Annotated in this window: 20 protein-coding genes; 1 reads left to right on the forward strand and 19 read right to left on the reverse strand. The window is 36.2% G+C overall.

All coding sequences use genetic code 11. The features are described from left to right. The 19 genes from ACOZBY_RS04065 to ACOZBY_RS04155 all read right to left on the reverse strand — a co-directional run bounded on the left by ACOZBY_RS04065 (window position 1) and on the right by ACOZBY_RS04155 (window position 17,540). A complete protein-coding gene (locus ACOZBY_RS04065; protein WP_031418702.1) occupies window positions 1-1,155 on the reverse strand; it encodes a LegC family aminotransferase in 1,155 nt (384 codons plus the stop codon). Then, window positions 1,152-2,147 carry an NAD-dependent 4,6-dehydratase LegB gene (locus ACOZBY_RS04070; RefSeq protein ID WP_031418701.1) on the reverse strand — a complete coding sequence of 332 codons (996 nt, stop codon included), beginning with the start codon at window positions 2,145-2,147 and terminating at the stop codon, window positions 1,152-1,154. Before ACOZBY_RS04070 ends, ACOZBY_RS04065 begins: the two co-directional genes overlap by 4 nt. 1,085 nt (window positions 2,148-3,232) lie before the next feature. After that, window positions 3,233-3,556 (reverse strand): hypothetical protein, encoded by a 324-nt coding sequence (locus ACOZBY_RS04075; protein ID WP_031418700.1) that lies wholly within the window; start codon window positions 3,554-3,556, stop codon window positions 3,233-3,235. 1 nt (window position 3,557) lies between these two features. Next, window positions 3,558-5,249, reverse strand: a complete 1,692-nt coding sequence (locus ACOZBY_RS04080) for a motility associated factor glycosyltransferase family protein (protein WP_325881111.1) — start codon at window positions 5,247-5,249, stop codon at window positions 3,558-3,560. A 188-nt stretch (window positions 5,250-5,437) separates the two neighbouring features. Next, window positions 5,438-6,247 carry a flagellin gene (locus ACOZBY_RS04085; RefSeq protein ID WP_203582523.1) on the reverse strand — a complete coding sequence of 270 codons (810 nt, stop codon included), beginning with the start codon at window positions 6,245-6,247 and terminating at the stop codon, window positions 5,438-5,440. A gap of 201 nt (window positions 6,248-6,448) precedes the next feature. Further along, the gene (gene csrA / locus ACOZBY_RS04090) at window positions 6,449-6,667 is read right to left on the reverse strand and encodes a carbon storage regulator CsrA (RefSeq protein ID WP_031418695.1); all 219 of its coding nucleotides are present in this window, start codon (window positions 6,665-6,667) and stop codon (window positions 6,449-6,451) included. Then, on the reverse strand, window positions 6,667-7,110 hold the full coding sequence (gene fliW / locus ACOZBY_RS04095; RefSeq protein WP_099804980.1) for a flagellar assembly protein FliW: 444 nt from the start codon (window positions 7,108-7,110) through the stop codon (window positions 6,667-6,669). The genes csrA and fliW overlap by 1 nt, the downstream gene beginning before the upstream one ends. A 14-nt stretch (window positions 7,111-7,124) precedes the next feature. Continuing rightward, window positions 7,125-7,688 (reverse strand): DUF6470 family protein, encoded by a 564-nt coding sequence (locus ACOZBY_RS04100; RefSeq protein ID WP_012292900.1) that lies wholly within the window; start codon window positions 7,686-7,688, stop codon window positions 7,125-7,127. Window positions 7,689-7,748: 60 nt separating this feature from the next. Next, window positions 7,749-8,651, reverse strand: coding sequence for a flagellar hook-associated protein FlgL (gene flgL, locus ACOZBY_RS04105; protein ID WP_012292899.1), 903 nt, complete (start codon window positions 8,649-8,651; stop codon window positions 7,749-7,751). A gap of 72 nt (window positions 8,652-8,723) precedes the next feature. Next, on the reverse strand, window positions 8,724-10,316 hold the full coding sequence (gene flgK, locus ACOZBY_RS04110) for a flagellar hook-associated protein FlgK (protein ID WP_012292898.1): 1,593 nt from the start codon (window positions 10,314-10,316) through the stop codon (window positions 8,724-8,726). A gap of 16 nt (window positions 10,317-10,332) precedes the next feature. Beyond that, the gene (locus tag ACOZBY_RS04115) at window positions 10,333-10,833 is read right to left on the reverse strand and encodes a flagellar protein FlgN (RefSeq protein WP_422761550.1); all 501 of its coding nucleotides are present in this window, start codon (window positions 10,831-10,833) and stop codon (window positions 10,333-10,335) included. Between the two features lie 27 nt (window positions 10,834-10,860). After that, window positions 10,861-11,121 (reverse strand): flagellar biosynthesis anti-sigma factor FlgM, encoded by a 261-nt coding sequence (flgM, locus tag ACOZBY_RS04120; protein WP_012292896.1) that lies wholly within the window; start codon window positions 11,119-11,121, stop codon window positions 10,861-10,863. A 120-nt stretch (window positions 11,122-11,241) separates the two neighbouring features. Further along, window positions 11,242-11,655 (reverse strand): TIGR03826 family flagellar region protein, encoded by a 414-nt coding sequence (locus ACOZBY_RS04125; RefSeq protein WP_012292895.1) that lies wholly within the window; start codon window positions 11,653-11,655, stop codon window positions 11,242-11,244. Window positions 11,656-11,734: 79 nt separating this feature from the next. Next, window positions 11,735-12,325 carry a ComF family protein gene (locus tag ACOZBY_RS04130; protein ID WP_012292894.1) on the reverse strand — a complete coding sequence of 197 codons (591 nt, stop codon included), beginning with the start codon at window positions 12,323-12,325 and terminating at the stop codon, window positions 11,735-11,737. Next, on the reverse strand, window positions 12,322-13,707 hold the full coding sequence (locus ACOZBY_RS04135) for a DEAD/DEAH box helicase (RefSeq protein ID WP_012292893.1): 1,386 nt from the start codon (window positions 13,705-13,707) through the stop codon (window positions 12,322-12,324). Before ACOZBY_RS04135 ends, ACOZBY_RS04130 begins: the two co-directional genes overlap by 4 nt. 45 nt (window positions 13,708-13,752) lie before the next feature. Further along, the gene (locus tag ACOZBY_RS04140; protein ID WP_036214687.1) at window positions 13,753-14,595 is read right to left on the reverse strand and encodes a DegV family protein; all 843 of its coding nucleotides are present in this window, start codon (window positions 14,593-14,595) and stop codon (window positions 13,753-13,755) included. 244 nt (window positions 14,596-14,839) lie between these two features. Continuing rightward, entirely contained in the window at window positions 14,840-15,391 is a 552-nt protein-coding gene (locus ACOZBY_RS04145) for a DUF3225 domain-containing protein (protein WP_036214684.1), read from the reverse strand. Window positions 15,392-15,686: 295 nt separating this feature from the next. After that, window positions 15,687-16,361, reverse strand: a complete 675-nt coding sequence (locus ACOZBY_RS04150) for a response regulator transcription factor (RefSeq protein WP_008178876.1) — start codon at window positions 16,359-16,361, stop codon at window positions 15,687-15,689. Window positions 16,362-16,391: 30 nt separating this feature from the next. Further along, the gene (locus ACOZBY_RS04155) at window positions 16,392-17,540 is read right to left on the reverse strand and encodes a sensor histidine kinase (protein ID WP_012292890.1); all 1,149 of its coding nucleotides are present in this window, start codon (window positions 17,538-17,540) and stop codon (window positions 16,392-16,394) included. Between the two features lie 165 nt (window positions 17,541-17,705). On the opposite strand from ACOZBY_RS04155, the gene ACOZBY_RS04160 reads away from it, so the two are divergent. Continuing rightward, window positions 17,706-18,341, forward strand: coding sequence for a YigZ family protein (locus tag ACOZBY_RS04160; protein ID WP_422761554.1), 636 nt, complete (start codon window positions 17,706-17,708; stop codon window positions 18,339-18,341). Window positions 18,342-18,456: the final 115 nt, after the last annotated feature.

Below are 18,456 nucleotides of genomic sequence, written 5' to 3' on the forward strand. Positions count from 1 at the left end.
TTATCCCTCACTTATTGGTGTGCTAGGAATATTGACAACACTTCTATTTAACTGATTTGTCACACTTAAATCTGATTTCGGGCAGTTTTGATAGATTGCTAAGTGATGCATCGGGCTCCAAATAGGACGACTCATTACACCTTGCTCATTTAAATAGTCCAAGACTTCATCACGATTAAACTGTTCATCCAGTAGAATAGTTTGTAGCCAATAATTACTTCTAGAATTTGCTGGCTCTTTAAATAATTGGACACCCTCGATACCAGCTAACCATTGCTCATACTGCTTTGTTAACTCGCGTTTTTGCTGGATAAACAAGGGTATTTTTTCTAATTGCGCACAACCTAACGCTGCGTTTATATTCGGCATACGGTAATTAAATCCAATTTCATCGTGCTCATATGCCCAACGATGTGGTATTTTAGCAGTAGTTGTTAAATGTTTTGCATAGTCAGCTATTGCATCGTCATCTGTCACAATCGCACCGCCACCGCCAGTTGTCATTATTTTATTGCCGTTAAAGCTCAATGCACTAACTTTTCCAAAGCTACCTGTATGTTTTCCGTTATAATATGAACCTAATGACTCTGCTGCATCTTCAATAAGCATCAAATTATACATTTCACATACTTTAAGTAACCCCTCTATGTCCGCAGCATGGCCAAATGTATGCATTGGTACAATCGCTGAAATACGTCTTCCTGTTACACGATTATAAAGCTGATTGTTTTTTGTTGTTCCAATTTGCTCTAAGTAGATTTTTAATTTATCTGCATCAACACCTAAAGTATTAATAGAAACATCTATAAAATGTGGAACTGCACCTAAATATGACACAGCATTGGCTGTTGCAATAAAAGTAAGTGAAGGCATTAACACTTCGTCTTCCGCCTTTACACCTGCAACCTTTAATGCAATATGTAATGCAGCTGTACCATTTACAACAGCAACAGCACGTTTAACGCCGACAAATTTAGCGAGGTCTTCCTCAAAACGCTTCACATAAGCTCCAACTGAGGAAACCCAACCTGTTTTAACACAATCCGTCACATATTCAACTTCTTTATCATTAAATGTAGGCTCATGTAAAGGCACAAACTCTTTTCCATAAAATCGCTTTACATTATCTGCAAATTCCAACCATTGATTATTCATATATTATAAACATCTGCCTTATATTGAGATAAATTTTTAGGATTTGTAAACCATCCTATCGTTTCTTCAAGACCTTGTCGGAAACCTTCCTTGCCACCAAATTGCGGTTCCCATCCAAGTAGTTCCTTTGCCTTTTTGTTGTCAGCCCAAAGACGTTCAACTTCACTTTTTTCAGGACGTAAACGTTGTTCATCCGTTTCAATCGTTAAATCTACACCCATAATATCTGCAATCATTTGTGCAGTTTCACCAATAGAAACCTCATAATTTGATCCAATATTAATGACTTCACCGATTGAACTAGTAGCATTCATAACAGATATAAAACCGTTAACGGTATCCTTTACATAGTTAAAATCACGTGTAGGGCTTACAGCTCCAAGCTTAATATTTGTTTTGCCACTTGCTAGCTGACTGATGATTGTCGGTATAACGGCACGAGCAGATTGGCGTGGTCCATATGTATTAAACGGACGAATGATTGATACAGGTGTGTCAAATGAGCGATAAAATGACAAAGCCATTTGATCAGCACCTATTTTTGAAGCAGAATAAGGTGATTGTCCTTGTAATGGATGTTCTTCATCGATTGGTACATATAACGCTGTACCATATACTTCACTTGTAGAAGTGTGAACTACCTTTTCTACACCTAATTCTTTCGCAGCTTGTACAATATTTAAAGTCCCTGTCACATTTGTATCAACATAAGTTGCTGGAGAATGATAGGAATATGGAATTGCAATTAAAGCTGCTAAATTAAGGACATGCGTGCACCCCTTCATCGCTTCTTTTACGCCATACGGATCACGAATATCTCCTAAAAATACATCTAATGATGATTTTATTTCCGCCGAAGACTGATCTAACCAGCCCCATGAATTAAATGAATTATAATAAACAAATGCACGAACATCATAACCTTGTCGTACTAATGTTTCTGTTAAATGCGAGCCGATGAAGCCATCGGCACCTGTAATTAATATTTTCATAAAAAAACCCCTTCTAAAATTCTTTCTATTTATATTACCATAACTAGTTAATTATATTTACTATCGGCTTTTTTTAAAAAAAATCAACCAATCTCTTTTTGATTAGCTGATTGCTACAACTGACCGAAGCAGGTACAACACTTGCAATTGAACAGACAAAATTCATTCAGTACTTACCTCTTTACCGCCAGGTGAAGGAACTGGGAACGATACGGGCTCGGGCGGCCTATTTGCTTCTACTAGTGTAGGATAAGATATTATCATCCTAATTTGTGTTACATGTGATGATACCTATACGTATATCATCAAACGCTTAGACGGAAAATCTGGTTAAGTCAATGGTATTTCCAAGTGAGGCAAGCTAATGTCTTAATCTGGAATGGCTATTCTGACTACGGCAATCCTCATGATGTTTCATTCGCTAACTGTTGGGCTCATGTATGACTTTATTGACTGATCGATAGAAAAAACGGTCAAATAGTCATCAATACTTGCAATCAAATATATTGCTTCGAATGTCAATTTAATCACCTTTCACCTGGAAAGCGCCGAAAAGCACCGCTAAAATATTTGTCTCGAGTTTTTTAATGGGTGGATGAATCGCCTTTTACTGATTCACCAACACCTAGAGATTTCAAATCATTACAAACTTGGTTTAAATACAATATATATGTACAAATTAGCCATCTAACCAAAAAGTTAGAGTAGATGGCCAGTCGTTATGCATACGAGAAGGTGCAATTTTTTTATTCCGGGCTTAAAAAGAACTAATCTTTCAAGTCTATTTTGGGATGCTTATTCCGCTTGGCAACGCATTAGTAATGAAAATAGAAGGACTTACTGCGCGAATTCTTCCTAAGAAAAAGAACTTCGATTACGTAACACTAGATGACATGAAGCAAATACTCAATTTCATAAAGAATCAACCAAGGAAATGCCTAGGCTGAAAAATGGCATATGAGGCGTTTCGGGATAAACTGTTGCACTTAATTTGACAATTGATTGAAAATAAAAAACACTTTTTGATTTTAAATATACTTTCAAAAAGTGTCCTTAATTTAACTATTAGCTAATAACTATTATTTTCAAGCTACAATTTTCATAAAATACGGTAAGACTTCATATTCAAAAATATCAGCTACAAGGACAAAATCCTGCTTTTCTAAACCTTCATTGATAAGATTTAAAAATTCATCCAATTGATTTTTATCTAAATTCGTATTGACCCCTTGGTCAGTTAAAATTTCTTCCATTTGTTTAATCCACGTAATACCTTCTGAGAAATTCAGGATTTCATTTAAAGCCATGGGAATTTTATGAGTTCTTAAATTATCTGCAATATATTGTATTCCTGCCGGTATTTTTGCTACATATTTAAAATATTCATCTACAATCTCTGTTTTATCCATGTTAACACCCTCCGAATTCATCTAATGCAACTCTAGTAAATTTCAATGATTTTTCAGTTGCCTCTAACATATTTTCATAAAGATACATATTTTGTTTATGAATTTGTTTGAAATTATCTATTCTCTCTTTTTGTTTTTTATCCGTAGTCATTCTAATTACATCCATAGTAATTGGATCAACAATTCTTTCCATTATAACTTGTGGATAATACGCCTTCAATTTTGAATCTATTTTATCTAATTTTTTTAATGTGCTAGTTGTAAAAACAGTATTATTTCTCTCTTCTTTTAAAAGATGCATCGCATCCACTAGTAATTTTTTAATTTTTAAATAGACTTCTATTTCTTGATTCATAAATTCTACATAATTTTCTTCATTATCATTTAGATCTTTCTTAAATTCCAACTTAGTAATGTTATTTGTAGGATTAGGATTAATATAATTTTCACAAAATACTACGAAATCTAATTGTGGCATACCATTAATCTTTACACCACCTTCAGTACAATTATAGATTTTATGATGATGCTGTAAGTTTTGATATAATTTTTCTAAACTTTTTCTCATACTGTTAAACTGGTGATTCGTCTTTACATTTTCTCCATAGTACCCTTCTACTTCAAAGGCCATATCTTTCTTAAAAAAATCATCTGTTAACTCACTGTAATGGTTATTATTTTCTGCGTGGGATTTATTGTTCGTATATGCAAGATCTTGTCCAATGATTGCTATAGGTCCTGTACTAATTTTACTTGCAACTTCTAATGCAGTAATAGCAACTGTACCACCAGTTGATAGCATTGGTAAATCTTTCCCTAGACCTTCTTTAATACGTTTTTGTATACTATCTTCTCCATAAAAACAAAAGCTATAGCGCTTTCCTTTAAAATCTCTTGCTATTTTCCATGCATTCCCTAATCCATAAATTAAATCAAACTCATAACTTTTAATGTTTTTAAAGTGTAAATAGTTATTTTCTCCACCATCCATTGTTACTACATAATCAGGAATAATATCTGCAGCCAATAAAGAATTAATTGTAGAACCAGCACATATTATCAAACATTTATTCTTCATCTTTTTTAACAATGGTAACTGTTTTGTTAATGAAGGACCTCCCGAAGCTAAAATTACCGGGCAATCATATTTATTGAAAAGTGCTTTTAAACTTTGATCGTTATGAACATAGTATAAATTCATAATGTAATTTTCTTGCCATAAATCGCCAAAGAATCTTATTGTATTCTCATTTACTATATCTTCAATTTGAACATGGCGAATAAAATCTAGAAATTCTTTATATTCTCTGTCAAAAATTTTATCATAATTAGGTGAGAGTAGAATATTGACCTTACGATCGAATTCAGCAATATATTCTTCTGAACGCTTACAAAAGTCTTGTAAATCAGTAAAAATCCCTTCAATTTTATCCTTATTTTCAATATTTAAACTAGTAAATAAAGGATCGTAAACTAAAATACCTGTATTCCCATACTTTTTTACAATAGTATTAGCTATATATCCTAGGCCAAAACCAAATAATATATTTAAATATCCTTCTTTATAGTTATTATTTATGTATTTTTCAGCCTCTGCTTCTGGATTGTAATTACTATGTAAAAAATATCCATTCACTTTTGCATTAGGCTTATTATTTCTTGTTTGTAAATAAATTATATCTAACTCTTCCATAAAGTCGTCTCCTTGCTTCACTTAGTAAGACTATCCTGATAAAAGGATTTTTAGTAGTGTTATTTAGAAAAATAATATACTACTTCTTTGTTTATATCGGTATAAAAAAGGATTTTTAAATTTTTTATAAAAAAAAGCTTGAACGAGTCCTCGTTCAAGCTTTTAATATTATTCTAAATGTTAGTCAATTATTGTAATAATTGAAGTACACCTTGTGGTTGTTGGTTAGCTTGAGCTAACATAGATTGAGCAGCTTGCATTAAGATGTTGTTCTTAGTGAAGCCCATCATTTCTTTCGCCATATCTGTGTCACGGATACGTGATTCAGCAGCTGTTAAGTTTTCAGAAGTTGCACCTAAGTTATTGATTGTGTGCTCTAAACGGTTTTGAACAGCCCCTAAATCTGAACGTTGCGAAGAAACTAATTCTAAAGCACTGTTGAAGTTTTTAATTGCTTTGTCAGCTTTTGATTGAGTATCAATTGTACCGCTAACTTTTAATCCTTTTGTATCCATAGTAGCGATTTTTAATGTAATTGCTTGTCCATCATTAGCACCGATATGGAATTTCTTACCAGAGAATGAACCATCTAATAAGTTTTGAGTATTGAACTCTGTGTTTTTAGCGATACGGTCGATTTCTGATTTTAATGCAATTACTTCTTTGTTAAGTGCTGTACGGTCTGCTGTTACGTTTGTATCGTTTGCAGATTGAACTGCTAATTCACGCATACGTTGTAGGATTGCGTGTGTTTCGTTAAGTGCACCCTCAGCAGTTTGGATTAAAGAGATTGAGTCTTGAGCGTTTTTAGTAGCCATATCAAGACCACGGATTTGTCCGCGCATTTTTTCAGAGATTGCTAAACCAGCAGCGTCATCGCCAGCACGGTTTACTTTGTAACCAGAAGATAATTTCTCAAGGTTTTTAGAAGCTTGAGTGTTGTTGAAAGCTAGGTTACGGTGTGTGTTTAAAGCTGAAATGTTATGTTGAATTCTCATTTGGAATTCCTCCTTGAATGTGTGTTTTTTTATTCCACGTCCGTGTGGAATATTGTCGGCTTGGGTTGTATGTATGTACTCCCCTTACCCTACAATCTATATATCGTTAGTAGTTGGAAAAGTTTAATAGTTTTTTAAAAGTTTTTTTTATTTTTTTATGTAATAGATTTGAAGTTTGTATTTAAAATTAAGAAATAGCTACTATTTTCTTTTTAACTGTTCTAAAAAGCTTGAAGTTGAAGAAAGTGCTTCTTTATTTTGAGCTTGTATTGCTTCAAAAACTTCCGAACGATGTACTTTTACCGTTTTTGGGGCTACAATACCTAGCTTAATTTGCTCGCCTTCTACAGCTAAAATCTTTATTTCAATGTGATCACCAATCATGATTGACTCATCTTTTTTTCGAGAAAGGACTAGCATTATTTTGCACTTCCTTCCAATGACTGCATTGGGAAACGTAATGGATAGGATTTACTATCCTGAAGGACAATTTGTTTACCGTATTTTTTTTCCATATTAATGATTAAAGGTGCAAGTAAATTGATAGTTGAATCTTGGAATGTATCCTTCATTGTTACTATAGAGTATGTTAACACATTCTCTTCTTTCTCTAGGTGTAGCTGCTCAAGATCCTCTTCACTTATATCAAAGCTATAATCTTTTTTGAAAGCGAAAGGGTATGCAACGACAAAGCCAATTTCAGGCCGCTCAACTGATTGTAATATTGCTAACGGAAGGTCTGCATCAATTGGTAGCAATATAAATTCTCTCTCCTCCTCTAATCCTAGTAAGCCATGTTCAAATGTTAGGATATCCTGTTCACTAATTTCAACTTCTCCTAAAAATTTAGTAGCAATTTTCATTTATAAACTCTCCTTTAAATGATGACATCTATGTCAACATCTGGTCTTTGTATCATTGTACCAGTTACTTTTCCTGGTGTGTATTCATGTATAGGTTTGTTCACTTTGGCGTCAATTACTGGTTCTCTTCGTTGAATATTGATATCCGTTGTACCTGGAGTGAAATTAATTTTAACGGATCCTACGGATGGTACAAATTTGACATTAAATTGAACACGATGTGGACCGTGGTTTTGCTGAGCGATATTTTGAATTACTGCACGCCCTTGATCTTTCCCTGAATTCTCCATAATTTGTCGTCCTTCTCTTGCTCTTCGTGCCATTCCTTTTAGCGCCTCTTGTTTCCCTTTTTCAGCATAATTTGCACTTGATTCTAAGGGACCGATCATTCCTATGTCTCTTCTTGCCTGTGAGGAGTCAATCTTTAAAACACTTCTCGTTGTATTTATATCTAAAATAGCGGCTGGCTGTTCAATATGCTGTGTCGCTTTTGGTTGTTCAATATACTGCTGAGGTTTACCAATATGAAGATCAATTTTGGCATCGATTGTACGAATTTGTATTTGTGGTAGCCTCACAATACTAGCTCTCCTTTCAAGAAAAGCGTTTGAACAAGGTGTCCAAACGCCTAAATGATATTAACGGATAAAATCCACTAATGTTTGCTGAATTATTTTAGAACCTACTGAAAGTGCAGCCTGATGAATAGATTCATGTGTTACCATTTCAGTAATGGCCTTTGCATAGTCAACAGACTCATTATCTCTCAATTGCTTTGTTACGTTAACCTCACGTACACCCAAACGATTTTCCATCATTTCTACACGATTTTGTCGTGCCCCGATGTCTGCCTGTGCTTCTAAAACTTTATTATGCATGGCTGTAATATCATCATTTGTAGTTGATGAGGATACTCCACCTAGCATGCTAGCAATTTCTTCACCTGTTTTGGTTGGATCGCCTAATAAATCCGAAATTTTCCCCATCATATCATCTATATTATTAAATAGATCTTTCCCTGGGGTATTCACAGAAAGCTGGATACCATCATATATTTCTACTTTTACACTCTCTTGATTAGTATTTGGGTTTATGGCACCTCCTATAAACAAAGGCTCGTTAGTTCTAGTTCCGCTAAATATGTAACTACCACCTATATTCGTATTCCCTACATCCTGTAATTGTTGGCGAATTTGGTCAATTTCTTTTTTTATTTTGTCGCGATCCTCTGATGTATTTGAATCAGTGGCTGCTTGAATAACTAATTCGCGAACTCGCTTCATTTGCTCGCCAACCTGGTTAAGAGATTCATCTGTCGAATCTAACCAGCTACTTGCCGTAATCGTGTTTCGAGTGTATTGCTCTACTTTAGCCAAATCACGACGATAGCCCATACCCTTTACTGCAATAACAGGATCATCAGATGGACGAGTGATTTTTGAACCCGAATTGATTTGATCTTGAAGCTTAGACATTTTACCATAGCTGATATTTAAATTGCGTAGCATGTTACTTGATAGCATAGATTGTGTTACACGCATCTTGTAAAAAACCTCCTTCTTGTCAGTTGGAGAAAGTTGTCTCCATTAATTACTCTTGATTTCTTTCTATCGTTATAATCCAACTCGGCCCATGCCGTTAATAATTTTATCCAATGTTTCATCGACAACCGTAATCATACGTGCATTTGCATTGTACGCCTGTTGGAAAGTAATCATATTTGTCATTTCTTCATCTAGCGAAACAGCACTTACAGAATCACGGCTTTTGGAAACCATAAGAAGCTGGGATTCAGAAGATGCCGCTAAACGTAATGCTTCTTCACCATCTACACCAACTTTACCGACAATCGCTTGATAGAATGACTGTAAGCTTGCGTTATCTATATCTGCATATAATTTATGCTGCATATTGGCAAGTTCATAAGCATTTTTACCATTTCCTTCTTCTGTCGGGTTAGCCGATGCTGCTAAAAGATTAGGATTTTTTAAGATATCCTCATTAACCTTAATTCCACCTGCACCTGTTCCTTCAAAGAAAACGCCACCTGGTTTCGAAGCATTGATGATGTTTCCATTCGCATCTTTTTCTTCAAGGGTATAACCTTTTGCATGCTGCGCATTGAATTCTTTAATAAATGCATTAGCCAGCTGATCTAATTTTTGTAAAGTTTCCGAGTAGTATCCTTTAATATCGCCGCCTGCACTTTGATACCCAAACGAATTAATGAGTGAAAGTAATTTCCCTTTTGATGCTTCAAAGTCTTGCTGTTTAATGGCCGTTTGTGTACTAGTGACAACACCTGCTTCGTGCGCATCTAGAGATTCCAATCCTGTTAATTGTAATTCAGAGAAAGAGTTTGTAATATCGTCGCCTGTCACCTTCGTGCCATTCGTACCCATTGCTGTAAATTGAGCAAAATCTTTACCGTTTACTAAATCTCTGACAACACCGTCTGCACCTTTAAATGTAATTTTTAAGCTGCCCTCTGCAACCTCTGATGCTAAACCACCAGAAGGAATACGTTCAATTGATACGGGGATATACTCATTTAATTTATCAACTAGAGTATCACGAACATCATATAAATCATTTGGTACATGTCCACTAGGTTCAACCTCTTGAATTTGTTTATTAACAGCAGCAATCTGTTTTAGGATGGTATTAATTTGAGTTGTCGAAACATTAAGCTCATTTCCAATATTACCCTGAATCATTTTCAATTGTTTATCAAGATAATTAAAGGATTCAGCTAAGTGCTCTGCACGACTAATAGCTACTTGACGTGAAGCTCCATCTGCAGGCTTAGTCCCCACATCTTCAAGTCCCTTCCAGAACTGTTCGAAAGCTTTATCTAAACCGAATTCTGAAGGTTCATTCATAACATCTTCCATTTGAGCAATGGCATTTGTTCTAGATTCCCAGTACCCTAATTTATTCGTCTCCTGACGATATTGGCGGTCAATAAATTCACTGCGAATACGTTGGATAGACCCCGCTTCCACCCCAGTACCAAGATGTCCTGGATAGGTTGGTTGGTTTAATCCAGCGGTTGGAAAACCAGGTGTTGCCTGCATATTTACTCGTTGGCGTGAGTAACCTAATGTGTTGGCGTTGGAAATATTATGTCCTGTTGTGTATAAAGCTGTTTGTTGTACGAAGAGGCCGCGTTTACTTGCTTCTAGACCCATAAATGTTGAGCGCATGTTTCTTCCTCCCTTATTAGGCTTGTGAATCGAAATATGATTTTTTTGCTATGTTATTTGTGCCGAGAACCTCGTTGCTAGAGTAGTTCATTTGCTCTGTACGAGGTCTTACGGCATCTAATGTTAGGTTGACAATTTGAAGTGATTGGAAAACGAGCTTTTGATTTAAGTCATTTTGTTTTCGTAGGTCATTGATAATTTGCAATAAGCGATCGCGAACTACTGATAATGTTGCTTTGTCAGTTTGTTTTTCAGCAGCCTCGATGACGTCCGCAACAGTTGTTTTGTCAGTTGAAGCAAGTCCCTTTGCTTCAAGGTAGTCCGTTACCTGTTTCTTACGCTGTTGTTCGAGCTTATCGATGGCCGCTACGTGTGCCTGCTCATCCTTGAGCAATTGGTCTAGCGCTTCGATATCGCCAGCTTTAATAATTTCTGTTTTTTTACAGGCTAGTTCAAGTAAGCTTTTATGCATTCTCTCTAGCATCGTTAATGTAGAATTAATCGCTTCTACAGACATATTGCTATACACCCTTTCTGCTATACCCTAGAAACGATAATATTTCAGCATATCCTCAGCTACTTTACGAGCATTTACTTTGTATTCTCCAGAATCAATGTCTTTTTTCAGCTGTTGAACACGGTCAGCTCGTTCCGTATTGTAGGTTGAAACGCTTTTCATGTCTTGAGCAGCTTTTGAAATTTCGATTTTATCTGCAAAAGATGCTTTGTTTGTATCGGATTTAACATTGCGCACTTGGTTTTTATAGGCGTTCACTGCATTAATTCCATAAGATGTAATTTTCATCTTGAAACCCCCCGTCTAAAATCTTATCTTACTATTATTTCGGATTGTCTCACATAATGTTAAGTTTTCACATATAAAAAAGTGTGCTAATTTTGTTTAAAATTAACACACCTTCAATTATTAACGTTTTCGATCTGCGTGATATGTGACACGGTCGCGTTGCTCAACACTATCTCGGAATTCCTTAGCCGCTTCAAAAGTACGTAAATCAGCCTTTAATTCATCCTGACATTTAGTGCAAAGCTTGCCCGTTGTCGTTAAATGACCACAGTTATCACATGGGTAGCCTAAGTTAGGGAACATCGCTGGCTGCAAGCGACCTTTACGAACCCATCTATATAGTAGCTCTTCCTCAGCACCCGTTGCCTCTACAATACGCTCCACTGTTGCAGCACGGTTTTCACGTTTACGAAGGAAGCGATATACGATCTGATACAGTTCTTCTTCTGATTGTGCACATTTATGACAAACTTCCCGTACCCCTGTATAATTAAAAAACTCATTACATTTTGGACAATTTCGAACCTCTGCCATCTACTTTTCCTCCTCTAACAAAATATCTTATCTACGCATACTAAACTCATCATCTATTATACATAATACATTGGAAAATTCATCCTTCAATTAATGTGAAGTATTGGACATTTTTCGCACCTGCTTGCATTAAAACTTCTGCAGCATGCTGTAAGGTGGTTCCCGTAGCTTTTATATCGTCAAAAAGAAGGTAATCTTTATGCTCTACATTTGCACGCACTTTTAAGCGAAATAGCGGAGTTGCACGTAAGCGTTGTTCTCTATTTTTGGAGCCTTGTGTCTCTGTTGTTGTCTTTTCGAGCAGCTGAATAAAGGGTATATTTGCTGCCTTTAATAATTCATCGGTATGCGAGAAAGTGCGCTCCTGTTGTTTGATGGGATGCATGGGAATCGGTAGAATAATGGCCTTTTCTTTATTGAAACGAGCATACAGCTCCTGCCGAAATACTTTTGCCAGAGCTATATCTTGTAGGAATTTGAATTGGTGTAAATAGACTTTCATGGCCTCATTATATTGATAGATTGCTGTAACTGACTGTGATTGTTCAAAGCGAGCAGAGCATGATGTACATATAGTTGGAGTAAATTGCTTTGTTAATAGCGTTGTCCAAGAAATTGAGGTTTTTAATAGCTGTGAGCATAATAAGCAATGCGATTCCGTTTTATTCATACGGTAAATCCTTTTTTATTATAAAAAAGGATTTTCGCACATGCCTCATCCATCTCTGTCGTGATGCCATGGTGAAAGTATACGACGTCCCCATTAGGATATTGACTATTTCGTCCAACTCGTCCAGCAATTTGTATCAGTGCATTTGCGGTAAATATCGCGGATTCTGCTCCAATAACTGCCACCTGTACATTACTAATGGTGATACCTCTCTCTAATATGGTGGTCGTTAAAAGTCCGGGTACTTCATTATTTCGGAGCCTCTTTACTTTCTCTTTCCGATCCGGATCTTCTGCGTGCACAGCAAGTATATTTTCATTTACTAGCTGAAAAAGAGGCGCTGCTTTATGCATGAGGGCGATGGTAGGGAAAAATAGTAAAAATGGTTCCTTTCGTTCAAGGCGTTCTACTGTCCATTTTATTAATTTCTTAGGGATTCTTCCTTGATGAAAGCTTTTATTATAACCCCATAAAGCACGAATCTGAGGAACTGGTAATGGATGATTGTGAAAGCGTTTGGAGATGAAGGAATAGCTTTCATGTTGGAAAGCATTGAGTAATTTCTGTGATGGCGTTGCGGTAACAAATACGATAGGTGCCTCTCCCTTTTTGGCCTTTGTTACTGCTCTTTGTAGAGCTTGATCAAAAGTATAAGGAAAAGCATCTGCCTCATCTACGATCATGACATCAAATGCGTTCTCAAATCGGTAGAGCTGATGAGTTGTGGCAATAATAAGCTGGGCATAAGCATTTTGCTTCGTTACACCACCGTATAATGCATGAATAACTGTCTTAGGGAAAACTTGTTGAAAGCGTGGATATAGCTCTAATACTACATCCGTGCGCGGTGTAGCAATACAAACACGTAACCCTTTCTTTAATGCTTCGTGAACAGCAGGAAAGAGCAACTCAGTTTTGCCTGCTCCACATACAGCATGAATAAGATGGGATCGTTTTGCCTGTACACTTTCTCGCATTTCATTTGCTGCCTGCTGTTGGAGCTTAGTCAACTGCCCTGCCCATTTCAGTGTATGCTTTCTCATTTTGATAACTTTAGGGCCTGTCCAAATCATTAACTCTGTACAGCTACTCACCCTACCCATTCTAATACAATGCCGACAATATAAACATTGCTGCTGACATTTTGAACAATCGAATAATGTGAATAAATGTGGGTCTATATTGTGGCAACGATTGCATTTGATAACAGGCATCATTTCAATTCCATCTATTATATGGAAGTAATTTTGCTTAATTGCTCGATCAGTATCTGTAGTTGAAAATGGAGAATGATGTTTTAACCAAATACGTCCTTCATGGAAATCCCGTAAAGCTGGTGGTAACAGCCAACCTTTGTATCTCAAGATGATGTCTCCCTTCATCGAAAAAAGCCTCTACTTTTGCGTAGAGACTTTCATCAATTACATTTATTTTTTTGTCCAACCTAATCCCATTGATCCTTCTCCTAAATGGGTACCTATGACAGGACCAAAATAGCTTAATTTAAAGTTGACGTTTGGGTAAGTTGCAGCTAATTGTTCTAGCCATTCTTGTGCTTCTACAGGGCAATTGCCGTGTATGACCACAGCATCCATGGCATCATATTTTTTAGCATCCTCAGCTAATAATTCCTCTACACGCTTTAAAGCTTTTTTACGTGTTCGGATCTTTTCGAAAGGTACAATCACCTTATCCACAAAATGAAGAACAGGCTTCACCTGTAAAAGGCCCCCTATCAAAGCTGCCGCAGAAGACAAACGCCCACCACGTTGCAAATGTGCTAAGTCGTCTACAATGAAGTAAGCACGAATAGACTGCTGCATGTCCGCCAATGTTGCAAGTATTTCTTTTGCTGAATAGCCCTCTTTCGCCATTTCAGCTGCTCTTAAAACGTAAAAGCCTTGCACAGCACAGGATATTTCACTGTCAAAGGCATAAACATCAATACCTTCCACCATTTCACCTGCCTGCACGGCACCTTGGTATGTTCCACTAATTCCACTCGATAGATGGATGGAAATAACCTCATCGTAATCCTTTGCTAGCTCATCGAAAAGAGCGACAAATTCTCCGATTGGAGGCTGTGTTGTTTTGGGGAATTCTTTGGCACCACGCACCTTATCATAAAATTCAGATGCTGTGATATCTACTTCTTCTGCAAATAATTGACCTGAAATATTAACACTTAAAGGTATCATATGAATATTTAAGTGTGCACGTTCCTCAGCTGTATTATATGCAGTACTATCTGTTACGATTGCCGTCCTCATCTATGTCCACTCTCCTATGATTCATAGTTTACAATCTATTTCATCTTGGTGCAATTGTTGTTGGGCTTCCCACAGATTTTTGAATGAAAACAAAAAAGAAATGAATGTGTTGAAGGACGAACGTATATTTTACGTTTTAGTCATTCGAGCATCGAGCTAGTGGCTAGCTTTCATTTCACATTCATTTCCTATGTATAGTAGGCGTATCTTCACTCAATTCTACGTTGAATGAAGATCGCTCCTCTTAATTGCCTGTACTTGACTGTGAGTCATCACCAATATAAAAGACGCTTGTTACTTTCCAAGCATCATCTTCTTTGACAAAGACCGTCACCTGTCGTCCTGCACTTTCATGCTCGACATTTGTTTCAAGCTGAAGTGAATGCATTTTCATGTTGGCAAATACCTGTGCTTCTTCAGGCGCGTATTTGGCAATCGTTACATTTTCGACATCACGCTTTATATCAAATTGATCGAACACTTCTGTTGCATATGTTTTTTCTTCATCGTATTTAAAACCCTTTGGATTTTTGGAAATCGTTTTCATATAGCGGTCGATTTCTTCCGCATTTAGGGCTGCAATATACTCATCGAAAGAAGCTAAAATAGCTTTTTCATCTGCTTCTGGTACGTTTTCTGCCTTTTCAACATTACCGCCCATCATCTCAAAGCCAACGGTACCATCCTCTATTACCTTTTCTCGATCGTCGTCACTAATCTTCTCTTCTTTATTACCACATGCAGTTAAAGTGAATACAAATAAAATTAAAACTGCTAGAAAACTTTTCTTTAACATCACAAAACCTCCCGCGCATATTGTAGCATATAAATGCTGTCGTAGGAATTTTGTTGTGCTTTTTCAACATTTAGGTGCTACATCTTCCTTATGACGCATTTGACAGTAAAATGTTGCATGATCTGACAGTTTCCATATTTAATGTCTACTAACAGGACCAAAAAGCATTGTTACAAATTTGTGAAAGGCGGTCCATTATCTTCAGATGACCATACAAAAATTTACCAAAAAACAATAAAAAACTGTTTTAAAAACTACTCCCATAAAAAGTAGCTTTTAAAAACAGTTTTAACAATTATCGTACTTCAACCCAACCATTTTTAATGGCTGTTACAACGGCTTGTGTACGGTCATTCACATTCATTTTTTGTAAGATGCTTGATACATGGTTTTTAACTGTTTTTTCAGAGATAAACAGTGTCTCACCAATTGTACGGTTAGATTGACCATCTGTTAATAGTTGTAATACTTCACATTCACGTTTTGTTAGTAAATGGAATGGACGGCGAATTTCCGTTTGGTGGAAGTTCCCTTTATTTTCGTGTTCTGAAAGTCTTTTGAACTCTGCCACTAAATTTTTCGTTACTTTTGGATGTAAGTAAGATCCACCGTTTGCAACGACTTTAATTGCCTCCACGATTTCATCTGCATCCATTTCTTTTAACATATAGCCAAGAGCGCCTGATTTTAATGCATGTGTCACATATGTTTCATCATCATGGATGGACAGCATAATTACCTTCGCATCTGGAAATTCATTAATTAACTCCGATGTTGCTTCTACTCCGTTTTTACCTGGCATGTTAATATCCATCAGTACTACATCTGGTTCATTTTCAGCGTATAACGTCACCACATCCGTACCATCGTCACCTTCTGCTACTACGTCAAACGTATCTTCAAAATCTAAAATACGTTTTACTCCTTCACGGAATAGCTGGTGATCGTCTACAATAATAATCTTTGTCATTTGTCTTTACCCCCTAAATTTCTGCAACAGTTACTTTACTTCTAACGGAATTTTAAATAACACCGTTGTACCTCGGTTGATTTCACTAGTAATAGTAATTGTACCATTTAAAATTTCAATACGTTCTTTCATTCCTAAAATACCAAAGGAATGGTCTTTCACTACTTGTTGGTCAAAGCCTATACCATCATCTTTAACAACGATATTAACAGCATCTTTTAACCACTCAAGCTTTACCCAAATGTCTTTACATTTTCCATGCTTCATGGCATTTGTTACGCACTCTTGCACAAGTCGGAAAATGGATACTTCATAATTGGAAGGTATACGTTTTTCAGTACTTCTCGATTGGAAATGAATGTCGACACCTGGATTATATTCAGTGACTGTTGATAAATACTTCTTTAATGTCGGAATAATTCCCAAATCATCAAGTGCCATTGGTCGTAGATCATAAATAATACGTCGCACCTCAGATAATGCGTTTCGCACCGTTTTCTTTAAATCAGCAATTTCTGCCAATGCATTTTCTATGCCTTTTTCACGATACGTTCTATCTATTAAATCAGTGCGCATTAGTACATTTGCAAGCATTTGAGCAGGTCCATCATGAATTTCCCTAGACAAACGCTTACGCTCCTCTTCTTGAGCTGCAATAATACGTATCCCAAAATCTTGCTTCATTTTTGCTTGTTCAAGCGCTAAACCAACATTTTTTAAATCTGAAGTTAAGTAATTCAAAACGACATTTACCTGATTGACAATATGATCAGCACGTTCAATCGTATCGAGTAATCCTCTTAATCTTCTCTCTAGATCATCTCTTTTATCCCGTAGCTGTTTTTCTTGCGTTCTAATAACGGAGAGCTTTACTTGAAAATCATGTGCAGTTTCATATGCTTCTCTAACTTGTTCTTCGGTATAATTATCAAAAGCTTTACTTACTAAGACAAGTCTTTGTTTAGCAAGCTGCGTACTTTTTTCCAATGCGTCGCCTTCATCAATTACAATTGATATTTGTTTTCGAACAATTTCTAGCTCTTTTTGCATATCTTCAAAGCTTATACGGCTTTGTTCGCTTATAATAAAGATATCATCTTTCGAGCTCATGATTGTATCTAACATTCGATTAAAAATGTCATCAAGCGACTTTAAATCGAAGGTATCATTTGAAAACATACTATACTCCCCAGTCTAATGTCTTATGATTACTTACTATTTTAATAGACCAAATTCTTATATTCCATAGTCTACACCTATTATAGCATTACCATGCTAAAATTTAATGCTTTTTCTTTATGAAAATTATAGAATAGAACTCTAGTTAAAAGGAGATTGATACGGATGAGAGAAAACTATTTAACAGTAAAAGGATATGGTGAAAGCGAAATTGTTATTTCTAAATCACGCTTTCTCACTTATATAGAACGTGCAGAAACGGAAGAGGATGCAATTTCTTTTATAGAACGTATAAAAAAAATGCATCACAACGCAACTCATAATTGTTCAGCCTATATAATCGGCGAACATGATCACATCCAAAAAGCGAATGATGACGGGGAACCTAGTGGTACGGCTGGCGTCCCTATGTTAGAGGTCTTAAAAAAGCAAGGCCTAAAAGATACGGTCGTCGTCGTGACACGCTATTTTGGAGGTATTAAACTCGGCGGTGGCGGTCTTATACGTGCATATGGAAAAGCAACAACAGAAGGTCTTATTGCTGCGCAAGTAGTGGAACGCAAGCTTCATCATTTCATGAAAGTTGCCATTGACTACACATGGCTCGGGAAAGTCGAAAATGAAGTAAGAGGTTCGTCTTATACGTTAGAGGAAATACGTTATTTGGAGGGTGTCGAAATCATCGTCTCTGTGCCTAAAGAGGGAGAAGAACAGTTTCGAGGTTGGATGACAGAAATCACAAATGGACAAGCATCCATTACATTCGAAGATGCTCAATTTATAGAATTTATTGTCAAATAAATAGTTTTAATTGTCGAAACTAAATATGCATAGTATAATTTTTTTGTTAGGCTATTTTTATGGACCACACGTTTACTTCTTTAGTAATTGAATAAAATTTAGCTTTATCGCATTA

Origin of the sequence: Lysinibacillus sp. NPDC056220 (assembly GCF_049315265.1) — a bacterium.
Taxonomy (GTDB): Bacteria; Bacillota; Bacilli; order Bacillales_A; family Planococcaceae; genus Lysinibacillus; species Lysinibacillus pinottii.